Here is a 21,138-nt window from a genome sequence, read left to right on the forward strand (position 1 = left end):
AAACGGCGCTGGCGCCGAGCTCCCGGCAGAGGCTCGGCGCGACAGGCACCCTTTACCCTATTTGCTGCGAAACTTCGCCCGGAAAAGCACGAAGAAGTGAATTAGCCTTTCAACTTTTCGGCAAGCGTATGTCCGAGGCGCGCGGGCGACGGAGAGACGGTGATTCCGGCCGATTTCATCGCTTCCGTCTTGGAACCGGCATCGCCCTTGCCGCCCGAGATGATCGCGCCGGCATGGCCCATGCGGCGGCCGGGAGGTGCCGTGACACCGGCAATGAAGCCGACCATCGGCTTCTTGCGGCCGCGCTTGGCCTCGTCCTTGAGGAACTGGGCGGCGTCCTCCTCGGCGGAACCGCCGATCTCGCCGATCATGATGATCGATTCGGTCTTGGGGTCGGCGAGCAGCATCTCCAGCACGTCGATGAACTCGGTGCCCTTGACCGGGTCGCCGCCGATGCCGACCGCGGTGGTCTGGCCGAGGCCTTCCTGGGAGGTCTGGAACACGGCTTCATAGGTCAGCGTGCCGGAGCGGGAGACGATGCCGACGCTGCCGGTCTTGAAGATGTTGGCCGGCATGATGCCGATCTTGCACTCGCCGGCGGTCATGACGCCCGGGCAGTTCGGCCCGATCAGGCGCGACTTGGAGCCGATCAGCAAACGCTTCACGCGCACCATGTCGACGACCGGAATGCCTTCGGTGATGCAGACGATCAGCGGGATCTCGGCATCGATGGCTTCGCAGATCGCGTCCGCCGCACCCGGCGGGGGCACGTAGATCACCGACGCATCGGCGCCGGTCTTCTCACGCGCCTCGCGCACGGTGTCGAACACCGGCAGGCCCAGATGGGTCGCGCCGCCTTTGCCCGGCGAGGTGCCGCCGACCATCTTGGTGCCATAGGCAAGCGCGGCCTCCGAGTGGAAGGTGCCGTTCTTGCCGGTAAAGCCCTGGCAGATGACCTTGGTGTTCTTGTCGATCAGGATGGACATGAGATCTGCTTTCGCGAACTAACGAGTGAGAGGTCAGTGGATGCGGCGGTAGACGCCGGTGAGCACGTCGGCCCAGCCTTCCGCGTCCGGCGAGAACTGGATCTTCAACGAATAGGAATTGTCGTCGATGATCTCGTAGACGTGGCGCGCATTGCCGCGGAGCGAGCCGCGCACCAGCGTCAGGGTCTTGCCGACCCAGCCGCCGGAGGCGGGCGAGGGCGGCGTGTAGCCGAGCGAGTCGTACCAGAACAATTTGTAGGTCCGATCGTCGCGGTCGTAGGTGAAGATGCCGTGGGTGGCGAAGATCTGCCTGCCGTCGCGCATCTGGACCGAGTCCTGGATCAGATAGAACCCGTTGAGGTCCATGCGCGCGACGACGTGCGAGGTGGCCGGTCCGCCCTCCGTCCAGCGCGACGGGAAGACCATCTCTTCGCCATTCCATTCGCCGGCGAACGCGGCGAGGCGCGTGTGTTCGGGGAGCGGAGATGATGCGGCGAGATGGTCCTGGGCCATGGCCTTAGCCTCCCTTGACGGCCTTCACGATCTTCTGCGCGGCGTCGTCGAGATTGTCGGCCGGCACCACGTTCAGGCCGGATTCACGAATGATCTTCTTGCCAAGCTCGACATTGGTGCCTTCGAGGCGAACCACCAGCGGCACGCTGAGACCGACCTCGCGCACGGCGGCGGTGACGCCCTCGGCGATCACGTCGCACTTCATGATGCCACCGAAGATGTTGACCAGGATGCCCTTCACGTTGGGATCGGCGGTGATGATCTTGAAGGCGGCCGCGACCTTTTCCTTGCTGGCGCTGCCGCCGACGTCGAGGAAGTTGGCCGGCGACATGCCGTAGAGCTTGATGATGTCCATCGTCGCCATGGCAAGACCGGCGCCGTTGACCATGCAGCCGATATTGCCGTCGAGCGTGACGTAGTTGAGATCGTATTTCGACGCCTCGATTTCCTTGGCGTCTTCCTCGGTCTCGTCGCGCAGCGCGAGCACCTCGGGATGACGGAACAGCGCGTTGTCGTCGAACGAGACCTTGGCGTCGAGCACGCGGAGCTGGCCCTGCTTGGTCACGACCAGCGGGTTGATCTCCAGCATCGACATGTCCTTGGCGACGAAGGCAGCGTAAAGCTGCGCGGTCAGCTTCTCGGCCTGCTTGGCGAGATCGCCTGATAGGTTCAGCGCCTTCGCAACCGTGCGGCCGTGATGACCCATGACGCCGGTCGCGGGATCGACCGAGAAGGTCACGATCTTCTCAGGCGTGTTGTGCGCGACCTCCTCGATGTTGACGCCGCCCTCGGTCGAGACGACGAAGGAGACGCGCGAGGTCTCGCGGTCGACCAGGATCGAGAGGTAGAATTCCTTGTCGATGTCGGAGCCGTCCTCGATGTAGAGGCGATTGACCTGCTTGCCGGCGGGACCGGTCTGCACGGTCACGAGCGTGGCACCCAGCATCTGCTTGGCGAATTCGGAGACCTCGGCGGCCGACTTGGCGATGCGGACGCCGCCCTTGTCGCCGGCGCTGGCTTCCTTGAACTTGCCCTTGCCGCGGCCGCCGGCGTGGATCTGGCTCTTCACCACCCAGACCGGCCCCGGCAGCGCCTTGGCGGCGGCTTCCGCGTCAGCGGGCTTCAGGACAGGCACGCCCTTGGAAATCGGCACGCCGAACTCGCTCAGCAGCGCTTTGGCCTGGTACTCATGGATATTCATATGGTCGCTCCCTGAACCCGCGGGCGGTGACCCCAAGGGCCCACCTCAGTCTTGTGGCTGGCATACCATATACCACAGGAACTGCAACCCGGATTCTTTGACTTCGAGATCTCTGAACTGGGAGATCACTGACTGGCCCGGAGCCCGCCCGGACACCCGGACCCCGGAAATGAAACCGCCGAAGACCGGTTTTCGGGCTTCGGCGGGAATTGCTGGCGCTTAGCGGCCGAGAAGATCGGGGGCGATCTTCTTGCAGGCGTCGACCAGGCCCTGGACGGCGCCGACCGACTTGTCGAAGGCCTCGCGGTCCTTGCCGGCGAGCTCGATCTCGACCACGCGCTCGACGCCCTTGGAGCCGATCACGACGGGCACGCCGACATACATGTCCTTCACACTGTACTCGCCGTTCAGGTAGGCGGCGCAGGGCAGCACGCGCTTCTTGTCCCGCAGATAGCTCTCGGCCATCGCGATCGCCGACGCCGCCGGCGCATAGAAGGCCGAGCCGGTCTTGAGCAGGTTGACGATCTCGGCGCCGCCGTTGCGGGTGCGGTCAACGATCTCATCGAGACGCGCCTGCGAGGTCCAGCCCATCTTGACGAGGTCGGGCAGCGGGATGCCGGCGACGGTGGAGTACTTCACCAGCGGCACCATGGTGTCGCCATGGCCGCCGAGCACGAAGGCGGTGACGTCCTCGACCGAGACGTTGAACTCGTCGGCCAGGAAGTAGCGGAAGCGCGCCGAATCCAGCACGCCGGCCATGCCGACGACTTTCTTGTGCGGCAGGCCCGAGGCCTTCTGGAGCGCCCACACCATCGCGTCGAGCGGGTTGGTGATGCAGATGACGAAAGCGTCGGGGGCGTACTTCTTGATGCCGGCACCGACCTGCTCCATGACCTTGAGGTTGATGGAGAGGAGGTCGTCGCGGCTCATGCCGGGCTTGCGCGGCACGCCGGCGGTGACGATGCAAACTTTTGCGTTGTCGAGCGCTTCGTAGGAGTTCGCGCCGCTGTAGTGCGCGTCAAAGCCGTCGACCGGCGAGGACTGCGCGATGTCGAGTGCCTTGCCCTGCGGCACGCCCTCGGCGATGTCGAACATCACGACGTCGCCCAGTTCTTTCAGGCCGATGAGGTGAGCCAGCGTTCCGCCGATCTGGCCGGAGCCAATCAAAGCAATCTTGTCGCGCGCCATGTGAACCTGTCCTTTAGACACGTAAGGAGGGGAAAACTGAGACGGGTGGTTATCCCTTTCGCCTCCCCCGTTCAAGTCGGTGGATGCCCAATTGTCGGGCTTGCCGCGATAGCAGCCATACCCGGTCCGTCATTCCGGGATGCGCCGACAGGCGCAGGCCTGGAATCCATTGAGCTGCAGAGTTGGTGACGCGATGGATTTCCGGGCTCGCGCGTGGCGCGCCCTGGAATGACAGCGCTGGCAAATAGGACTTAAGTCTCTACCAGGCCCTTGGTCGAGCCGCTGGCGGTGGAATCCTTGCGGCCGTGAGGCAGCGCCAGATAGGATTCCGAGCTCATCTCGATCAGGCGTGATGCCGTCCGCTTGAACTCGTTGGCCTCGTTGCCTTCGGTGGCGAGGTACAGCGAGATCGGATTGGCATCGGCCGAGGCCATCAACTTCACCGCATTGTCATAGAGCGTGTCGATCAGCGTGATGAAGCGCTTGGCGGCGTTGCGCTGGGAGAAGTCCATCACTGGAATATGGTCGACCAGGATGGTGTGATAGTCGTGCGCGAGCCTGAGATAGTCCGATGCCCCAAGCGGCTTCTCGCAGAGATCGGCGAACGAGAACCGCGCCACACCATGGGCCGAGCACGGCACGTGCAGGATGCGGCCTTTGATCGAAATGTCGTGCGGCTTGCATCGGGCGCCGCCGCTCATCTTCGACCAGGCGCGGTCGAGCGCGGCACGAGCATCAACGTCGGCCGGCGTCAGCCACATCGGCACGCCCTGAAGCTTCTCCAGGCGGAAGTCGGTACGCGCATCGAGCCGCGCGACATCCATGTGGTCGGTGATCTGCTTGATGAAAGGCAGGAACAGCGACCGGTTCAGGCCGCCCTTATAGAGATCGTCGGGCGCGACGTTGGAGGTCGCGACCACGACGGTGCCGAGCTCGAACAGCTTTGCGAACAGACGGCCGAGGATCATCGCGTCCGCGATGTCGGTGACATGGAATTCGTCGAAGCAGAGCAGCCAGCTCTCTTCGAAGATCGCGTTCGCGGTCAGCGCGATGACGTCGCCGTCGGCGATCTCGCCGCGCGCGATGCTCTGGCGATAGTCATAGATTCGCTCATGCGCTTCCGCCATAAACTCGTGGAAATGCGCGCGGCGCTTGTGCTCGACGGTACTGTACTGGAAGAACAGGTCCATCAGCATGGTCTTGCCGCGACCGACCTCGCCATGGATGTAGAGCCCGCGCGGCGCCTCGTCCTTGTCACTGCTGAACAGGCGGCTGAGCAGGCCCTGCTTGCGCTGCGGCTTGTAAGTCGCGAGCCGCAGGTCGAGCGCCGCATAGGCCTCGGCGACTTCGGCCTGCGCGGCATCCGGCTCGATCGCGCCGGACGCGATCTCGGCCTGATACGCCTCGCTGAACGGGGAACTTGGGGTCGTGAGCATGGCCCCCTTACCGCCAGAGACCGGCGGAAATTGCAAGCCGTGAATTGGTGGACGGGGTATGCGGATTCGTGTCCCGGACGCGCTGATCCGGGACCCACCGTTTCGTTCATCGCCAAATTTCGTTCATCGCTGAGCGCTGGGCCCCGGCTCTACGGCCGGGGCATGAGAGCGAGCTACGCGCACAGCTCGTAAGCGTCCTCGACGACATACGGGCCGCCGCCGGTTGAAGCGCGGGACGAGAACAGAACAAAGCGCTCCGCCATGAACGCCTTGCTTGGGAAGTAGCCGCGCAATGAGAGATAGTCGGCGACGTCGCGATCGGAGGCGTCGTGCAGCCGGGCCAGCGTGACATGCGGAATGAACTTGCGGCCTTCAGGATCGAGACCGATCCGCTGCATCATGCGTTCGAGCTCGGCCTGCAATTCCATCAGCGGCTTGCTCGGCGCGATCGTCGCAACGACTGCCCGCGGTTTGCGGCCGCCAAAACTCGTGAGGCCCTGCACCTTCACCTCGAACGGCTTGCGGTCGACGCGAAACAGCATCGAGGCGATCTCGTTGGCGGAGACACCATCGATATCGCCGATGAAGCGCAGGGTGACGTGATAATTTTCGGGATCGATCCAGCGGGCGCCGGGAAGGCCACCCCTCAAGTTGGAAAGCGACTGGCCGATCTCGGCCGGAATTTCCAGACCAGTGAACAAACGCGGCATCGTTTCGCACTCCCGATGCTTGGGTACAGCCCCTTGGAAGCAGGACCATAACCAAATTAGAGCCGGCGACGAATCACCGGTACCCTGATTCCTATCGCAGTTGTGTGACTCTGCGAAGCTTAGCCCGCCTCACCCCGGTAAAACCCTGGGAATTACGTTTAGCGCTGCCTGCTTTTCAACGCCGTTGCTCAGCGATCGTGCCAAGGAATGCCTCCACGGTGGGCATCATCCTTTCGACGATGATGTCGACGCCGGCCGCGGTCGGATGAATGCCGTCGGCCTGGTTGAGCTTGGCGTCGGCGGCGACGGCGTCGAGGAAGAACGGATAGAGCGGCACGTCGAATTTTTTCGCCAGCTCCGGATAAATCGAATTGAAGCGCGCGGCGTAATCGGCGCCGTAATTCGGCGGCGCCAGCATGCCGCACAGCAGCACCGCGATCTTGCGTGCCTTGAGCCGCTGAACGATGTCGCTCAGCGCGGCGCGCGTCAAATCGGGATCGATGCCGCGCAGCGCGTCGTTGGCGCCGAGCTCGACGATGACGGCCTCGGTTCCTTCAGGCACCGACCAGTCGAGCCGGTCGCGGCCGCCGGAGGAGGTGTCGCCGGATACCCCGGCATTGATCATGTCGACCGCTATGCCCTTGGTCTGCAAGGCCTTTTGCAGCTTTTGGGGAAATGCGTCCTGGGCCGGTAGGCCGAGACCGGCGCTCAGGGAATCGCCGAGAACGACGAGCTTGATCGGCCTCTGCCCCTGTGCCGAGGCCGTCGTGATGGCCGTCATCAAAGCGAACATCAACACGGCTATGTGCATGAACAATCCGTAACGCCTCTCGACCGCGCCAGCGGAGTTGCCATATGACCGGACCATGGACAGTCGCATCGAAACCTCTTCGCTCGCCGCCACCGCGGCGGACACCATCGCCATCTCCAACGTCAATCTCTCATTGGGCACGGGCGCGGCACGCGTTCACATCCTCAAGGATATCAGCCTGCGCGTGGGCCGGAGCGAGACGATCGGCCTGATCGGCCCGTCAGGCTCGGGCAAATCCACGCTGCTGATGGTGATGGCGGGGCTGGAGCGTCCTGATAGCGGAGAGGTGGTGGTGTCCGGCACGCCTTTCAATGCCCTTGACGAGGACGCGCTGGCCCGCTTCCGCGGCCGCCAGGTCGGCATTGTCTTCCAGTCCTTCCATCTGATCCCGACCATGACGGCGCTTGAGAACGTCGCGGTGCCGCTCGAGCTCGCCGGCAATCCCGATGCCGCCAGGCGCGCGGCGCAGGAGCTGCAATCGGTCGGGCTCGGCGATCGCCTGCATCATTATCCGACGCAACTCTCCGGCGGCGAGCAGCAGCGCGTTGCGCTGGCGCGCGCGCTGGCGCCCGATCCGGCGATCCTCGTCGCCGACGAGCCGACTGGCAATCTGGATGAGACAACCGGAAAGCAGATCATCGATCTCCTGTTTAGCAAGCATGCCGAGCGCGGCATGACCTTGGTGCTGGTGACGCACGATTCCTCGCTCGCGCATCGCTGCGATCGCGTCATCCGCCTGCGCTCCGGGCGCATCGACACGCAGTCCGCGCCCGCATGAGCACGGCTGCCGAATCGTTCGCGAAGCCTAGTGCCGTCGCGCTGTCGCTGCGCTACGCGCTGCGCGAATTGCGCGGAGGCCTGCGCGGCTTCTACGTCTTCATCGCCTGCATCGCGCTCGGCGTGATGGCGATCGCCGGCGTCGGCTCGGTCTCGGCGAGCCTCTCCGACGGTCTTGCGCGCGAAGGCCGCACGCTGCTCGGCGGCGACGTCTCGTTCGTGCTGTTCCAGCGCGAGGCCAAGCCGGAAGAGGTCGCGTTCCTGCGCTCGCGCGGCACCGTGTCGACCGCCGCGACCCTGCGCGGCATGGCGCGCTCGACTGATGGCAAGCTCGCGCTGGTCGAGATGAAGGCGGTCGACGACAGCTATCCGATGCTCGGCCAGCTGAAACTGGCGCCGCCGCTGCCGATGTCCGATCTGCTTGCGGAGCGTGACGGCGCGTTCGGCGCCGCCGCCGATCCAACGCTGCTGGCGCGGCTCTCGCTCAAGACCGGCGATCGCGTCACCATCGGCTCGGCGACGTTCCAGATCCGCAGCACCGTCGAGGCCGAACCCGACAAGCTCGCCGGCGGCATCGGCTTCGGTCCGCGCTTCCTGATCAGCCAGGCGGGCCTGCGCGCCACCGGCCTGATCCAACCCGGCAGCCTGATGCGCTGGGTCTACCGGGTGAAGCTGCCTGACGCCGCCAACGGCGAACGCGCCACCGAGACTTTCATCACTGACGCGCGCAACGCGGCGCCGCAGGCCGGCTGGGAGATCCGCAGCCGCTCCAACGCCTCGCCGCAGCTCGAGCGCAACATCAACCGTTTCACTCAGTTCCTGACGCTGGTCGGCCTCGCCGCGCTGCTGGTCGGCGGCGTCGGCGTCGCCAATGCCGTCAAGAGCCATATCGACCGCCGGCTCGAGGTGATCGCGGCTTTCAAGGCCGTCGGCGCCACCGGCCGCGACGTGTTCGGCATCTATCTCGCGCAGGTCATCCTGCTCGCCGCGATCGGCTCGGTGATCGGCCTTGCGCTCGGCGCCGCGATGCCCTTCGCCATCGTCGGCCTGTTCGGCAAGCTGTTGCCGCTGCCCGTGGTGCCGGCCGTGCATGCCGACGAGCTCGCGCTGTCCTTCGTCTATGGCCTGCTCACCGCATTGGCCTTCGGCCTGTGGCCGCTCGGCCGCGTCCACGACGTGCCGGTGGCCGCGCTGTTCCGCGACACCATCAGCTCCGAATGGCACCGGCCGCGCCTGGGCTACCTGGTGTTCATGGGCGTCGTGATCGTCCTGCTCGTCGCCGTCGTGATCGGGCTCTCATTCGACAAGCGCATCGCCGCGGTGTTCGTGGCCTCCTCCGTCGTCGTGTTCGCCCTGCTGCGCGGCATCGCCGCCCTCTTGATGACCATCGCACGGCACCTGCCGCGGACGCGGCTGCCAATGCTGCGGCTGGCCATCGCCAACATCCACCGGCCGGGCGCGCTGACGCCGTCCGTCGTGCTGTCACTGGGGCTCGGGCTCGCCGTGCTGGTCACCATCACCCAGATCGATGGCAACCTGCGCCGGCAGTTCCTGGCGTCGCTTCCCGAGCAGGCGCCATCGTTCTTCTTCATCGACATCCCGAGCGCGCAGGCCGAGCAGTTCGACCTCTATCTGCGCCAGATTGCCCCCGGCGCCAAGGTCGAGGACGTGCCGATGCTACGCGGCCGCATCGTCGGCGCGCGCGGGTTGCGCGCCGAGGAGCTCAAGCCCTCGACCGATTCCGAATGGGTGCTGCAAAGCGACCGTGGCCTGACCTACACCGGCGAGCTGCCGAAGGGGTCCAAGGTGGTCGAGGGCGAATGGTGGAGCACCGACTATTCCGGCCCACCGCTGGTCTCGATCGAAAAGAAGATCGCCGACGGACTCGGTCTCAAGCTCGGCGACGAGATCGTGGTCAACGTGCTTGGCCGTGACATCCCGGCTAGAATCGGCAATCTGCGCACCATCGACTGGCAGGGGCTCGGCATCAATTTCGTCCTCGTGTTCTCGCCGAACGCCTTCAAGGGCGCACCGCATACCCATATCGCAACGCTGACCGAAGCCGGCAGCAACGCTGCGGGCGACGGCAAGATCATCAAGCAAGTGGCCGACGCCTATCCGATGGTGACGAGCGTGCGCGTGCGCGAGGTGATGGAGACGGTCGGTTCGGTGGTGACCAACCTAGCGCTGGCGATCCGAGGCGCCAGTGCGGTGACCCTGATCTCGGCGATCCTGGTGCTCGGCGGGGCGCTCGCCGCCGGTCATCGCCACCGGGTCTATGATGCGGTGATCCTGAAGACGCTGGGCGCGACGCGGCTGCGGCTGCTCGGCGCCTATGCGCTCGAATACCTCCTGATCGGGCTCGCCACCGCAGTGTTCGGCGTGATCGCCGGCAGCATCGCGGCCTGGATGATCGTGACGCGGCTGATGACGCTGAGTTTCGTCTGGCAGGCCGGCAGCGCCGCCAGCGTGGTCGCGGCCGCGCTCGTCGTCACTGTGGGGCTCGGGCTCGCCGGCACGCTGCTCGCGTTGAACAAAAAGCCCGCGACGGTGTTGCGGAATTTGTGACAAAAGGTAGCGGATGGGCGCGCGGGAGCGGAATCGCACGATTCCTGCGATTAACCACGTCCGCCCGTCAGGATTGTGGCCGAGGGCGACATTCGGCCGCGCGTGGACGGTTGCAGCGAATGTGTTAGTTTCCCACATATCGAGTGGGTTCGGAGCCCCGATTGTGAGCCAAAATTTAGTCGGCTGGCAGCGGTATCCGAGATAGAACTGACGAACCGGCGGCGTGGCGACCCTCATGCCGGACCGGACCAACCAACGGGAATTCGACCATGTCGGACCTAGACCGTAACTACGCTTCTCCTTTCGGCAGGGCCGCCGGGCGTGTTGACGCCGCGACGGTCGATGCCGGCCTGCGCGCCTATATGCTGCGCATCTACAATTACATGAGCATCGGCCTGGCCATCACGGGCCTTGCCGCGCTCGGCGTCTACATGGCCGCCGTGACGGACGTCCCGACGCCGGAAGCCGTCCGCGTCGGCAAGCTGTTCCTGACGCCATTCGGCTACGCGATGTTCGTGAGCCCCCTGAAGTGGCTGTTCATGCTGGCGCCGCTCGCGATGGTGTTCGTGATCTCGGCGGGCATCAACCGTCTGGCACCCTCGACGGCCCAGATCCTGTTCTGGGTGTTCTCGGCGCTGATGGGCATCTCGCTGTCGTCGATCTTTTTGGTGTTCACGCACACCTCGATCGTGCGGGTGTTCTTCATCACCGCGGCGACCTTCGGTGCGCTCAGCCTCTACGGCTACACCACCAAGCGTGACCTGACCGGAATGGGCTCGTTCCTGTTCATGGGCCTGATCGGCATCATCATTGCAAGCCTGGTGAACCTGTTCCTGGCGAGCTCGATGCTGCAGTTCATCGTGTCGGTGGTCGGCGTGCTGGTGTTCGCGGGCCTCACCGCCTGGGATACCCAGCGGCTGAAGAACGACTACATCTACGGCTACGCCTCGGCCGGCGGTGACATCGCAGAGCGTGCGGCCATCACCGGCGCGCTGTCGCTGTACCTGAACTTCATCAACCTGTTCACGCTGCTGTTGCAGCTCCTCGGCCAGCGCGACTAACGCCAGAACGAGGGAACGACATGAACCCCGGCCGTAAGGCCGGGGTTTTTGTTTGTGGCGGGGCTGTACCCACAGGCACCGTCATTGCGAGGAGCTCTTGCGACGAAGCAATCCAGAGTGCCTCCACGGATGCATTTCTGGATTGCTTCGCGGAGCCTGTCATCGGGCCGCGCGTTGCGCGGACCCGGTGGCTCGCAATGACGCCGGAGAAGCAGCGCAGCCCCTTCCAGCGGCCGCGGGAAGCCTCTAATCTTCTCCCCATGTCCGCACCTGAAATCAGGCCCACCGCCGAGGCCGACCTTCCCGCCATCACCGCCATCTATCAGCAGGCCGTCCGCGAGGGCACCGCGACGTTCGAGCTGGAGCCGCCCGACCTTGCCGAGATGACGCGGCGTTATCGCGCGCTGATCGACGGCGGCTATCCCTATTTCGTCGCCATCCTCGATCGTCGCGTCGCCGGCTATGCCTATGCCGGGGCCTACCGGCCGCGGCCGGCCTATCGCTTCACGGTCGAGAATTCGATCTATCTCGATCCCTCCTTCCACCGCCGCGGTGTCGGCTCGCTGCTGCTGGAGCGGCTGATCACCGAATGCGAGACGCGCGGCTTCCGTCAGATGATCGCCGTGATCGGCGATTCCGCCAATGCCGGCTCGATCGGCGTTCACACCAAGAGCGGCTTCAAGATGATCGGCACGCATCCCAATGTCGGGCTGAAATTCGGCCGCTGGCTGGATACGGTGATGATGCAACGTGACCTCGGCGAGGGCGCGCGCACGGTGCCGGGGAAGTAGATGCCGTAGCCCGGGTGAGCGAAGCGATACCCGGGAACGGTGCAAGCAAAGTCCCGGATGTCGCTTCGCTCATCCGGGCTACGAAAGCCTCACACCACCGCCAGCTTCCGATCGATCACCAGCAGGACGCGTTCGAGCTCGTGGCCGCGGCGCAGGATCAGGCCGGTCGCCGAGATCACGCTGTACATGCCCTGCTTGCGCGCAAGCCGCGGGTCCTTCTCGATCCGATAGATCGGCACTTCCGAGGCGCGGCGATAGACCGAGAACACGGCGCGGTCCTTCAGGAAGTCGATAGCGTAGTCGCGCCACTCGCCGTCGGCGACCATGCGGCCGTAGAGATTGAGAATCCGGTGCAGCTCGAGGCGGTTGAACGTCACCCGATTCGGCTGCGTCGTCGCAGCGGCGGGGCGCGCCGCCGCGCGCTGCTCGCTCGGCTCGGCATCCTCCGACATCAGATTCATGGGAAGCGCCTCCTCATCGCACGGCATGACCCGCGTCCGCGACAACCGGAACCTCTGGCATCATGACAGTTGCATGATTGCGCCAACCGGTCCCTACCGCAAGGGGCCTCCCCGTTCGACTCATCGAATCGGGACACACGCAATGGTGGAACTTTGTCGCGGCAAACCGTCACGGGATCGTTAGCAGGAATCATAGTGTCGCCGCTTTTCCGCCTAGCGACTGCCGCCCTGCACTGCGAAAAGGCTCACGTGCGTTGGCCCGGTCCTTCGGTTCCGGATTCCTCAGCCCCCAGCCCCCCGGGGTCGACAGGATCGGGTCTGTACGCGCGACAAGGAGGGCCAACGCAAGTTGGTCCTTTTTTGTTTGTGTCGGGATGTTTCCGGCTCGCCGAGCCTTCTCTCTCTCTCTCTCTCTCTCCTCATGCACCGGCTCTCCCCCTCATCCTGAGGGCCGCGCTCACGCGGCGTCTCGGAGGATAGAAAGGCCGAGCTGCATCCGCCGGGCCTGCATGGTTCGAGACGCGCGCAAGGGCGCGCTCCTCACCATGGGGAGTTAGAGCGAGTGCGAGGCTGGTGCGCGCGTGAAATCAGTGCAGCGACGTGTACGCCGCGCCCAGCATCGCACCCGGCTTCTCTCGGTTGCCATCCTGAACATAGACCACCGCGCCGTCGACGCCGTCGCGCGTGAGGTTCTCGATCGGCACCGTCCAGCTTTCCGGACGGCCGGTCCAGTCGCCGACCTTGAGCAGGTTGCGCACCACGTTGTGGTAGGTGATCTGCTGTCCGCGATTTTCGCCGCGGGTGATCGTGATCGGCACCGACTTGGCGATCGAGCAGATCCAGACCTCGCCATGCGAGACCGTGGGCTCGTTGCTCGCGGCGACGGAGACGCTGATCTGCTTGCCCGCAAGCGACATCGTCACCGGCACGCTCATCACGCCCATGCCCTTGTCGGTCTTGCCGATCGCATTCTCGATGCCGGTGCGATCGCTGCCGATGACATGGGTCGAGCCATTGACGACGACCTGCGGCGTGTAGACCTCGCGGTCGCCGCGCATGCGCGAGTAAGCACGCTGCCGCGCAGAGAACCGCGAATCGGCCAGCGTGTCCTTCCAGCCGAGATAGTCCCAATAGTCGATCGGCATGCTCAGCGCGATGACCGAGGGATCCTTGGAGAGATCGCCGATGATCTTGTCGGCGGGCGGGCAGGACGAGCAGCCCTGCGAGGTAAACAATTCGACAACGGCGCGGGGATCAGCCTCGGCAGGGCGGATGACGGCGACGATCGCACAGATGCCGAGAGCACCCGACCAGAGGGCACTGGACCAACGTGAAATCGGATGAGAAGCCGTCATTGTTGTCATGTCGAACGCCGCACACCATTGCTCGTGAGAGGGAATCTTATCGCCTGATGGTCACCGTAATCTTACGGGGCGCAGCACATTCTTCCGTCCAGGAGGAGGTTTTCCACCGGCCGGGCCCATCCGAAACGTGCCGCAAAACGCGCGAAGGCGGCCTTTTGATAGGCCGCCTTCGTTCTGGCTTCTACTCACTTCGCAGTGAGCCATCGTTCACAAATCCGCGCTTACGCCGCGAGCTTGCGCAAGACGTAATGGAGGATGCCGCCATTGCGGTAGTAATCGAGCTCGTCCAGCGTATCGATGCGGCAAAGCAGCGAAACGCGCTGCAACGAACCGTCGCCGGAGACGATCTCCGCGGTTAGCTTCTGGCGCGGCTTGAGGTCGCCGACGAGGCCGCGCAACGTGACCTTCTCGTCACCCTTCAGACCCAGCGACTGCCAGGAAGTGCCGTCCTCGAAGGTCAGCGGCAGCACGCCCATGCCGACCAGGTTCGAACGGTGGATGCGCTCGAAGCTCTGGCAGATCACGGCGCGAACGCCGAGCAGGCGCGTGCCCTTCGCGGCCCAGTCGCGCGAGGAGCCGTTGCCATATTCGGCGCCGGCGAACACCACCAGCGGCACCTTCTCTTCCTGGTACTTCATCGCGGCGTCATAGATCGACATCTGCTCGCCGTCCGGCCAGTGCTTGGTCAGACCGCCCTCGGGAATGTTGCCGTCGGCGCCCTTCAGCATGAAGTTCTTGATGCGGATGTTGGCGAAGGTGCCACGCATCATCACTTCGTGGTTGCCGCGGCGCGTGCCGTACTGATTGAAGTCCGCGGGGCGCACCTGATGCTCGCTGAGATATTTGCCGGCGGGCGAGGTGAGCTTGATCGAGCCGGCCGGCGAGATGTGGTCGGTGGTGATCTTGTCGCCGAACATGGCGAGGATGCGCGCCTCGACGATGTCGGTGACCGGCTCCGGCTCCTTCTTCATGCCGTCGAAATAGGGCGGGTTCTGCACATAGGTCGAAGACATGTTCCAGCGATAGGTTTCGCTCTCGACCGTCTTGATCTTGCGCCAGTTGGTGTCGCCCTTGAACACATCGGCATACTTCTTCTTGAAGATCGACGCGGTCACGAACTTCTTCATGAAGGCGTTGATCTCCTTCGTCGTCGGCCAGATGTCCTTCAGGTACACCGGCTTGCCGTCCTTGCCCTCGCCGAGCGGCTCCGTGGCGAGATTCTTGGTCACGCTGCCCGCGAGCGCGTGCGCGACGACCAGCGGCGGCGAGGCCAGATAATTCGCCTGCACGTCCGGCGAGACGCGGCCTTCGAAATTGCGGTTACCTGAGAGCACGGCAGCGGCGACGATGCCGTTGTCGTTGATCGACTTCGAGATCTCTTCCGGCAGCGGACCGGAATTGCCGATGCAGGTGGTGCAGCCGAAGCCGACCAGGTTGAAGCCGACCTTGTCGAGATCTTTCTGCAGACCGGAATCGGCGAGATAGCCCGCGACCACCTGGCTGCCCGGGGCAAGCGAGGTCTTCACCCACGGTTTGGCCTTGAGGCCCTTCGCTGCCGCGTTGCGCGCAAGCAGGCCGGCGCCGATCAGCACGCTCGGATTCGAGGTGTTGGTGCAGGAGGTGATCGCCGCGATCACGACGTCGCCGTGACCGATCTCGAAGTCCTTGCCTTCGACGGCAAAGCGCTTCTCCGGCTCCTCGGCCTTCTTGTACTCGCTGCTGAGCGCGAGCGAGAAGCCCTCGGCCACCGACGGGAGCGCGATACGGCCTTCGGGACGCTTCGGACCGGCCATCGAGGGAACGACGTCGGCGAGGTCGAGCGTCAGGGTTTCCGTGAACACCGGATCGGCCGACTTGGCGGTGCGGAACAGGCCCTGCGCCTTGGCATAGGCCTGCACCAGCGCAACGCGCGCCGAGGCGCGGCCGGAGGTCTTGAGGTAGTCGAGCGCGGCGGCGTCGACCGGGAAGAAGCCGCAGGTCGCGCCATATTCGGGCGCCATGTTGGCGATGGTCGCCTTGTCGGCGACGGAGAGATGGTCGAGGCCCGGGCCGAAGAACTCGACGAACTTGCCGACGACGCCAAGCTTGCGCAGCATCTGCGTCACGGTCAGCACGAGGTCGGTCGCGGTGACGCCTTCCTTCATCGCGCCCTTCAGCTTGAAGCCGACCACGTTCGGCAACAGCATCGACAGCGGCTGGCCGAGCATGCAGGCTTCCGCCTCGATGCCGCCGACGCCCCAGCCGAGCACGGCGAGACCATTGACCATGGTGGTGTGGGAATCGGTGCCGACCAGCGAGTCGGGATAAGCGACCTCGAACGTGCCGGTCTTCTTGCCGACCGTCATCTTCTCCTTCTTGGTCCAGACCGTCTGGGCCAGATATTCGAGATTGACCTGGTGGCAGATGCCGGTGCCGGGCGGCACGACCGAGAAGTTCGAGAACGCCTTCTGGCCCCACTTCAGGAACTCGTAGCGTTCCTGGTTCTGCTTGTATTCCTCGGTGACGTTCTTGCCGAAGGCCTTGTTGTCGCCGAAGAAGTTCACGATCACGGAGTGATCGATGACGAGGTCGACCGGGACCAGCGGATTGATCTTCTCAGCATCGCCGCCGAGCTTCTGCATCGCGTTGCGCATCGCGGCGAGGTCGACCACCGCAGGCACGCCGGTGAAGTCCTGCATCAAGACACGCGCCGGGCGGAATGCGATCTCATGCTCCAGCGACTTCTTGCGCAGCCATTTCGAGACTGCGACGATGTCTTCCTTCTTGACCGAGCGGCCGTCCTCGTTGCGCAGCAGGTTCTCGAGCAGGACCTTCATCGAATAGGGAAGTTTCGAAATTCCCTTCAGACCATTCTTCTCGGCCGTGGGCAGGCTGTAATAGACATAGGTCTTGGCGCCGACCTTGAGGGTCTTTTTGCATTTGAAGCTGTCGAGCGAGGTCATGTAGGAATCCCAATTGTTAGTTATACCCGGCAGGGTATTTTAACACCGTCAGCGTATCAGGCTTGGCCGCTTGCAGGGGCAGGTTGAGTTGCTGCATCAAGTAGTTCCGGGCTTATAGAAGCTTTCTAACCGCGCCGCCACAGCCACAATCGTGCCGCGCCAATCCGCGAGCCAAAAATTCCCATGCGCTACCCCAAGTTTTCCTGAGGCCTGGCTTTGAGCGGGTTGAAACGAGGCGAGATGCGGCTTTCAGGTCACGGGCTCAGATGCGTGCGGGGCGGCCGCGAGGTGTTCGCCGGCCTGGATTTCGCGGCCGCCTCCGGCGAAGCCCTGGCGGTGATGGGTCGCAACGGATCGGGCAAGACCTCGCTGCTGCGGCTGATCGCCGGCCTGCTCATTCCGGCCGGCGGGACGATCGCGCTGGACGGGGGTGATGGCGAGCTGACGCTGCCGGAGCAATGCCACTATCTCGGCCATCGCGATGCCCTGAAGCCGGCGCTGAGCGTGACGGAAAATCTGGCGTTCTGGGCTGATTTCCTCGGTGGCGAGCGCCGCGATGCCGCCGAGAGCCTCACCAAAGTCGGCCTCGACCACGCCACCCACCTGCCCGCCGCCTTTCTGTCCGCCGGCCAGCGCCGCCGGCTGTCACTGGCCCGACTGCTGGCCGTGCGCCGCCCGGTCTGGCTGCTGGACGAGCCGACCACGGCGCTGGACGTGGCTGGCCAGGACATGTTCGGCGGCCTAATGCGCGAGCACCTTTCGCGCGGCGGCATGATCATCGCAGCGACCCACGCGCCATTGGGGATCGACTCGCGCGAGCTCAGGATCGGGGGAATGGCGTGAGGCGGCTTCACCCTCAGTTTTTCGAGCGGCAAAGCTTCGCTCTTTCACCCGGGACGCAGCCGTCGCCGCGGGCTCCCTTGCCTCTCCCGCTTGCGGGAGAGGCCGGCGCGGAGCGCCGGGTGAGGGTTCTCTCCTCTGGGGGAGTCTTCGTTGCCGAGGCACCCTCTCCCCAGCCCTCCCCCGCAAGCGGGGGAGGGAGCGCACCGCCTTTGGGGCACGAGGGGAGCCCCCCATGACCGCCTTGTCGGCCCTGATCCATCGGGACATCCGGATCGCGCTCCGCGTCGGCGGCGGGGCGCTGATAGGCGTGCTGTTCTTCCTGACCGTGGTGGTGCTGATGCCGTTCGCGGTGGGGCCGGATCTGGCGCTGCTGTCGCGGCTCGGGCCGGCCATCCTCTGGCTCGGTGCGCTGCTGGCAAGCCTGCTGACCCTGGACCGGCTGTTCATGGCCGACCATGAGGATGGTTCGCTCGACCTGATCACGATGAGCCGGACGCCGCTAGAACTCGCCTGCGCCGCCAAGGCGCTGGCGCATTGGCTGGCGGCCGGCCTGCCGCTGATTGTCGCAACCCCCGTGCTCGGCCTCTTGCTCAACCTCGACATGGTCGCAACCGGCGCGGTGGCGCTCACACTGCTGGCGGGAACCCCGGCGCTTACCTTCACCGGCATGATCGGCGCGGCACTGGCGGTGACCCTGCATCGGGGCGGACTGCTGATGGCCGTGCTGGTGCTGCCGCTGTCGATTCCGGTGCTGATTTTCGGGGTCGCGGCCTCGCAGGCCGTGATCGTCGGTCCCATGACGTTCGGCGCGCCGTTCTCGATCCTCTGCGCGCTGTCGCTGGTCAGCCTCGTGATCGGCCCCTTCGCCGCGGCGGCGAGCCTGCGGCATGGACTCGATTGAGATGGACCCGACTGAGATGGGCCTGCCTGACCTTGACCCGCATCAACTTTCGCGACGTGCTTTCGTGCTGATTGCCTGAGCGCTCCCGGATGATTATCAGAATACCATGACGCTGATCGACCTCGCCAATCCCACGCGGTTCCTCGCGCTGACAGCGCGCCTGCTGCCGTGGCTCGCGGCTGCGACCGTCATCCTGCTCACCATCGGTCTGTACCAGTCAGCGCTTGCGCCCGACGACTATCAGCAGGGCGCGACGGTGAAGATCATGTTCATCCACGTGCCCAATGCGTGGCTCTCGATGTTCGTGTGGGGCGTGATGAGCATCGCCTCATTGGGCACGCTGGTGTGGCGGCATCCGCTCGCCGACGTCGCCGCGAAAGCGGCTGCTCCGATCGGCGCGGCCTTCACCTTCCTCGCACTGCTCACGGGCTCGCTGTGGGGCCGGCCGATGTGGGGCACTTACTGGGAGTGGGACGCGCGGCTGACTTCGGTGCTGATCCTGTTCCTGATGTATCTCGGCCTGATGGCGCTGTGGCGCGCGGTCGACGATCCCTCGCGCGCGGCGCGCGCCGCGGCGGTGCTGACGCTGGTTGGCGCCATCAATCTGCCCATCATCAAGTTCTCCGTCGACTGGTGGAACACGCTGCACCAGCCGGCCTCGGTGATGCGCATGGGCGGCTCGACGCTCGACAAGTCGTTCCTGATCCCGCTGCTGGTGATGGCGATCGCCTTCACGCTGCTGTTCGTCACGCTGCACTTGGCGGCGATGCGCAACGAGATCCTGCGCCGCCGCGTCCGCTCCCTGCAGATGATGCAGGCGAGCCGCGTCGCGTTTTCGAGCGAAGTGGACGCCGGTTCGCGTGAAGAAAACGCGACAAAAGAAGCTGGGGCCGCGTGATGATGGCGCTCGGTCCTTATGCGTCGTTCATCGTGACGTCCTATGCCGCGGCGGCCCTCGTCGTCGTGATCCTGATCGGCTGGGTTATGCTCGACTATCGCAACCAGACGCAGCGCCTGCGCGAGCTCGATCGCAGTGGCGTTAGCCGCCGCTCGGGCCGCAGCGCGACGGATCGATCATGAGCAATCAATCGAGCCCGGCGACGCCGCAGCGCCGCACCTTCCTGATGGCGCTGCCGCTGATCGCCTTCCTCGGCCTTGCGCTGTTGTTCTGGTTTCGGCTCGGCAGCGGCGATCCCTCGCGGATTCCGTCCGCACTGATCGGGCGACCGGCGCCGCAAACGCTGCTGCCGCCGCTCGAGGGATTGCAGGCTGACAATGCGCCGGTGCCGGGGCTCGATCCCGCCGCGTTCAAAGGCAAGGTCAGCCTCGTCAACGTCTGGGCGTCCTGGTGCGTGCCGTGCCATGACGAGGCGCCGCTCCTGACCGAGCTCGCCAAGGACAAGCGCTTCCAGCTCGTCGGGATCAACTACAAGGACGCGGCCGACAACGCCCGGCGCTTCCTCGGACGCTACGGCAATCCGTTCGGCCGCGTCGGCGTGGACGCCAACGGCCGCGCCTCGATCGAATGGGGCGTCTATGGCGTGCCCGAGACCTTCGTCGTCGGGCGCGAGGGCACGATCGTCTACAAGCTGGTCGGACCGGTCACGCCGCAAAACCTCAAGACGGTGCTGATGCCGGAGCTGGAGAAGGCGCTGAAGGCGGGATCTTAGCCAAGCCCGTCATTGCGAATCAAAGACCCGGCGCCCCACATACAGCTGTCATGCCCCGGCTTGACCGGGGCATCCAGTACGCCGCGGCTTATCGATTCAGCCACAGACGGCTCGGAGTACTGGATCGCCCGGTCAAGCCGGGCAATGACACCGAATGTGTGGCGAGCGCTCACCCCTTGCTCACATCTCCCGCCTCGGCCTCGCTCGCCTCCAGCGACACCGGCTCGAGGTGATAGCGCTTGATCAGCGGCATCTGGATCATGCCGAAGATGGCGGTCAGCGGAAGGACGCCGAAGACCTTGAAGTTCACCCAGAAGTCCGTGCTCTGGGTGCGCCAGATGATCTCGTTCAGCACCGCCATGCCGGCGAAGAAAAGCGCCCAACGCAGCGTGAGGATGCGCCAGCCGTGCGGCGTCAGATTGAACACCTGGTCGAACATCACGGCGATGAAGGAGCGGCCGAACAGCAGACCGCCGCCGAGGATCGCGGCGAACAGGCCGTAGATGATGGTCGGCTTGACCTTGATGAAGGTCTCATCGTGCAGCACCAGCGTCAGCGTGCCGAACACCAGCACGATGACGCCCGTCACGATCGCCATGATCGGGATGTGCCGTGTCACCACGTAGGAGGCGGCCATCGCCGCCACGATCGCCACCATGAAGGCACCGGTCGCGGCGAACAAATTGAACTTCGCATTGACGAAGAAGAACACGAGCAGCGGACCGAGCTCGGTCGCGAGCTTGAACAACGGATGCGGCTGGGTCTTGTCCATTCTCTCTTCCGTCTCTCCCATCCTTCGAGACGACCGCTTCGCGGTCTCCTCAGGATGAGGACCTCATGTGTGGCACGACCTCATCCTGAGAGCCCGACCGAAAAAGGGTGAGCGGTTTTGGCGGGCTTGTGATTCCTTCGGAT

20 protein-coding genes are annotated in these 21,138 nt (G+C 64.7%); 9 read left to right on the plus strand and 11 right to left on the minus strand.

The window, feature by feature from the left end:
* Window positions 1-101: 101 nt before the first annotated feature.
* From sucD to AAE027_RS35010, 7 genes are all read right to left on the minus strand, one after another.
* Window positions 102-986: a succinate--CoA ligase subunit alpha gene (gene sucD, locus AAE027_RS34980; RefSeq protein ID WP_370990240.1), complete on the minus strand. Its 885-nt coding sequence runs from the start codon at window positions 984-986 to the stop codon at window positions 102-104.
* Window positions 987-1,019: 33 nt separating this feature from the next.
* Complete coding sequence (locus tag AAE027_RS34985; RefSeq protein WP_370990241.1) at window positions 1,020-1,499, minus strand: DUF1579 family protein; 480 nt, start codon at window positions 1,497-1,499, stop codon at window positions 1,020-1,022.
* 4 nt (window positions 1,500-1,503) lie between these two features.
* Window positions 1,504-2,700, minus strand: coding sequence for an ADP-forming succinate--CoA ligase subunit beta (sucC, locus tag AAE027_RS34990; RefSeq protein ID WP_091893090.1), 1,197 nt, complete (start codon window positions 2,698-2,700; stop codon window positions 1,504-1,506).
* A 219-nt stretch (window positions 2,701-2,919) separates the two neighbouring features.
* Window positions 2,920-3,888, minus strand: coding sequence for a malate dehydrogenase (gene mdh / locus AAE027_RS34995; protein WP_091893088.1), 969 nt, complete (start codon window positions 3,886-3,888; stop codon window positions 2,920-2,922).
* A gap of 251 nt (window positions 3,889-4,139) precedes the next feature.
* Entirely contained in the window at window positions 4,140-5,324 is a 1,185-nt protein-coding gene (gene zapE / locus AAE027_RS35000) for a cell division protein ZapE (protein WP_370990242.1), read from the minus strand.
* A gap of 173 nt (window positions 5,325-5,497) precedes the next feature.
* Window positions 5,498-6,034 (minus strand): RNA 2',3'-cyclic phosphodiesterase, encoded by a 537-nt coding sequence (gene thpR, locus AAE027_RS35005; protein WP_091893084.1) that lies wholly within the window; start codon window positions 6,032-6,034, stop codon window positions 5,498-5,500.
* Between the two features lie 175 nt (window positions 6,035-6,209).
* The gene (locus AAE027_RS35010) at window positions 6,210-6,845 is read right to left on the minus strand and encodes an arylesterase (protein WP_370990243.1); all 636 of its coding nucleotides are present in this window, start codon (window positions 6,843-6,845) and stop codon (window positions 6,210-6,212) included.
* Window positions 6,846-6,900: 55 nt separating this feature from the next.
* Here AAE027_RS35010 and AAE027_RS35015 point away from each other — a divergent pair, with 55 nt between their 5' ends.
* The 4 genes from AAE027_RS35015 (at window position 6,901) to AAE027_RS35030 (ending at window position 12,042) form a co-directional block, all read left to right on the plus strand.
* Window positions 6,901-7,623 carry an ABC transporter ATP-binding protein gene (locus AAE027_RS35015; RefSeq protein WP_370990244.1) on the plus strand — a complete coding sequence of 241 codons (723 nt, stop codon included), beginning with the start codon at window positions 6,901-6,903 and terminating at the stop codon, window positions 7,621-7,623.
* A complete protein-coding gene (locus AAE027_RS35020) occupies window positions 7,620-10,190 on the plus strand; it encodes an ABC transporter permease (protein WP_370990245.1) in 2,571 nt (856 codons plus the stop codon). Before AAE027_RS35015 ends, AAE027_RS35020 begins: the two co-directional genes overlap by 4 nt.
* A 269-nt stretch (window positions 10,191-10,459) precedes the next feature.
* A complete protein-coding gene (locus tag AAE027_RS35025; protein WP_025575992.1) occupies window positions 10,460-11,251 on the plus strand; it encodes a Bax inhibitor-1/YccA family protein in 792 nt (263 codons plus the stop codon).
* 260 nt (window positions 11,252-11,511) lie between these two features.
* Entirely contained in the window at window positions 11,512-12,042 is a 531-nt protein-coding gene (locus AAE027_RS35030; RefSeq protein ID WP_370990246.1) for a GNAT family N-acetyltransferase, read from the plus strand.
* 89 nt (window positions 12,043-12,131) lie between these two features.
* Here AAE027_RS35030 and AAE027_RS35035 read toward each other — a convergent pair whose 3' ends face one another.
* From AAE027_RS35035 to acnA, 3 genes are all read right to left on the minus strand, one after another.
* Window positions 12,132-12,503 (minus strand): DUF2794 domain-containing protein, encoded by a 372-nt coding sequence (locus tag AAE027_RS35035; RefSeq protein ID WP_128930646.1) that lies wholly within the window; start codon window positions 12,501-12,503, stop codon window positions 12,132-12,134.
* 587 nt (window positions 12,504-13,090) lie between these two features.
* On the minus strand, window positions 13,091-13,867 hold the full coding sequence (locus AAE027_RS35040; protein ID WP_128930645.1) for a DUF1223 domain-containing protein: 777 nt from the start codon (window positions 13,865-13,867) through the stop codon (window positions 13,091-13,093).
* A 221-nt stretch (window positions 13,868-14,088) separates the two neighbouring features.
* Complete coding sequence (acnA, locus tag AAE027_RS35045) at window positions 14,089-16,809, minus strand: aconitate hydratase AcnA (protein WP_128942438.1); 2,721 nt, start codon at window positions 16,807-16,809, stop codon at window positions 14,089-14,091.
* Between the two features lie 240 nt (window positions 16,810-17,049).
* Between acnA and ccmA the strand changes: the two genes are divergently transcribed.
* From ccmA to AAE027_RS35070, 5 genes are all read left to right on the plus strand, one after another.
* Entirely contained in the window at window positions 17,050-17,652 is a 603-nt protein-coding gene (gene ccmA / locus AAE027_RS35050) for a heme ABC exporter ATP-binding protein CcmA (RefSeq protein ID WP_370990247.1), read from the plus strand.
* Between the two features lie 232 nt (window positions 17,653-17,884).
* Entirely contained in the window at window positions 17,885-18,553 is a 669-nt protein-coding gene (gene ccmB / locus AAE027_RS35055; protein WP_091893069.1) for a heme exporter protein CcmB, read from the plus strand.
* 106 nt (window positions 18,554-18,659) lie between these two features.
* Window positions 18,660-19,451, plus strand: a complete 792-nt coding sequence (locus AAE027_RS35060; RefSeq protein WP_370990248.1) for a heme ABC transporter permease — start codon at window positions 18,660-18,662, stop codon at window positions 19,449-19,451.
* Window positions 19,448-19,633 (plus strand): heme exporter protein CcmD, encoded by a 186-nt coding sequence (ccmD, locus tag AAE027_RS35065; RefSeq protein ID WP_370990249.1) that lies wholly within the window; start codon window positions 19,448-19,450, stop codon window positions 19,631-19,633. Before AAE027_RS35060 ends, ccmD begins: the two co-directional genes overlap by 4 nt.
* Complete coding sequence (locus tag AAE027_RS35070; RefSeq protein WP_128930639.1) at window positions 19,630-20,223, plus strand: DsbE family thiol:disulfide interchange protein; 594 nt, start codon at window positions 19,630-19,632, stop codon at window positions 20,221-20,223. The genes ccmD and AAE027_RS35070 overlap by 4 nt, the downstream gene beginning before the upstream one ends.
* Window positions 20,224-20,392: 169 nt before the next feature.
* On the opposite strand, the gene AAE027_RS35075 is transcribed toward AAE027_RS35070, so the two are convergent.
* Entirely contained in the window at window positions 20,393-20,995 is a 603-nt protein-coding gene (locus AAE027_RS35075) for a septation protein A (protein ID WP_370990250.1), read from the minus strand.
* Window positions 20,996-21,138: the final 143 nt, after the last annotated feature.

It is taken from the genome of Bradyrhizobium sp. DN3 (assembly GCF_041357655.1).
Lineage (GTDB): Bacteria > Pseudomonadota > Alphaproteobacteria > Rhizobiales > Xanthobacteraceae > Bradyrhizobium.

What these genes read in the sequence shown, in the direction of transcription:
- sucD (WP_370990240.1), bottom strand. Translation starts at nt 986, where the DNA reads ATGTCCATCCTGATCGACAAGAACACCAAGGTCATCTGCCAGGGCTTT.
- AAE027_RS34985 (WP_370990241.1), bottom strand. Translation starts at nt 1,499, where the DNA reads ATGGCCCAGGACCATCTCGCCGCATCATCTCCGCTCCCCGAACACACG.
- sucC (WP_091893090.1), bottom strand. Translation starts at nt 2,700, where the DNA reads ATGAATATCCATGAGTACCAGGCCAAAGCGCTGCTGAGCGAGTTCGGC.
- mdh (WP_091893088.1), bottom strand. Translation starts at nt 3,888, where the DNA reads ATGGCGCGCGACAAGATTGCTTTGATTGGCTCCGGCCAGATCGGCGGA.
- zapE (WP_370990242.1), bottom strand. Translation starts at nt 5,324, where the DNA reads ATGCTCACGACCCCAAGTTCCCCGTTCAGCGAGGCGTATCAGGCCGAG.
- thpR (WP_091893084.1), bottom strand. Translation starts at nt 6,034, where the DNA reads ATGCCGCGTTTGTTCACTGGTCTGGAAATTCCGGCCGAGATCGGCCAG.
- AAE027_RS35010 (WP_370990243.1), bottom strand. Translation starts at nt 6,845, where the DNA reads ATGCACATAGCCGTGTTGATGTTCGCTTTGATGACGGCCATCACGACG.
- AAE027_RS35015 (WP_370990244.1), top strand. Translation starts at nt 6,901, where the DNA reads ATGGACAGTCGCATCGAAACCTCTTCGCTCGCCGCCACCGCGGCGGAC.
- AAE027_RS35020 (WP_370990245.1), top strand. Translation starts at nt 7,620, where the DNA reads ATGAGCACGGCTGCCGAATCGTTCGCGAAGCCTAGTGCCGTCGCGCTG.
- AAE027_RS35025 (WP_025575992.1), top strand. Translation starts at nt 10,460, where the DNA reads ATGTCGGACCTAGACCGTAACTACGCTTCTCCTTTCGGCAGGGCCGCC.
- AAE027_RS35030 (WP_370990246.1), top strand. Translation starts at nt 11,512, where the DNA reads ATGTCCGCACCTGAAATCAGGCCCACCGCCGAGGCCGACCTTCCCGCC.
- AAE027_RS35035 (WP_128930646.1), bottom strand. Translation starts at nt 12,503, where the DNA reads ATGAATCTGATGTCGGAGGATGCCGAGCCGAGCGAGCAGCGCGCGGCG.
- AAE027_RS35040 (WP_128930645.1), bottom strand. Translation starts at nt 13,867, where the DNA reads ATGACAACAATGACGGCTTCTCATCCGATTTCACGTTGGTCCAGTGCC.
- acnA (WP_128942438.1), bottom strand. Translation starts at nt 16,809, where the DNA reads ATGACCTCGCTCGACAGCTTCAAATGCAAAAAGACCCTCAAGGTCGGC.
- ccmA (WP_370990247.1), top strand. Translation starts at nt 17,050, where the DNA reads ATGCGGCTTTCAGGTCACGGGCTCAGATGCGTGCGGGGCGGCCGCGAG.
- ccmB (WP_091893069.1), top strand. Translation starts at nt 17,885, where the DNA reads ATGACCGCCTTGTCGGCCCTGATCCATCGGGACATCCGGATCGCGCTC.
- AAE027_RS35060 (WP_370990248.1), top strand. Translation starts at nt 18,660, where the DNA reads ATGACGCTGATCGACCTCGCCAATCCCACGCGGTTCCTCGCGCTGACA.
- AAE027_RS35070 (WP_128930639.1), top strand. Translation starts at nt 19,630, where the DNA reads ATGAGCAATCAATCGAGCCCGGCGACGCCGCAGCGCCGCACCTTCCTG.
- AAE027_RS35075 (WP_370990250.1), bottom strand. Translation starts at nt 20,995, where the DNA reads ATGGACAAGACCCAGCCGCATCCGTTGTTCAAGCTCGCGACCGAGCTC.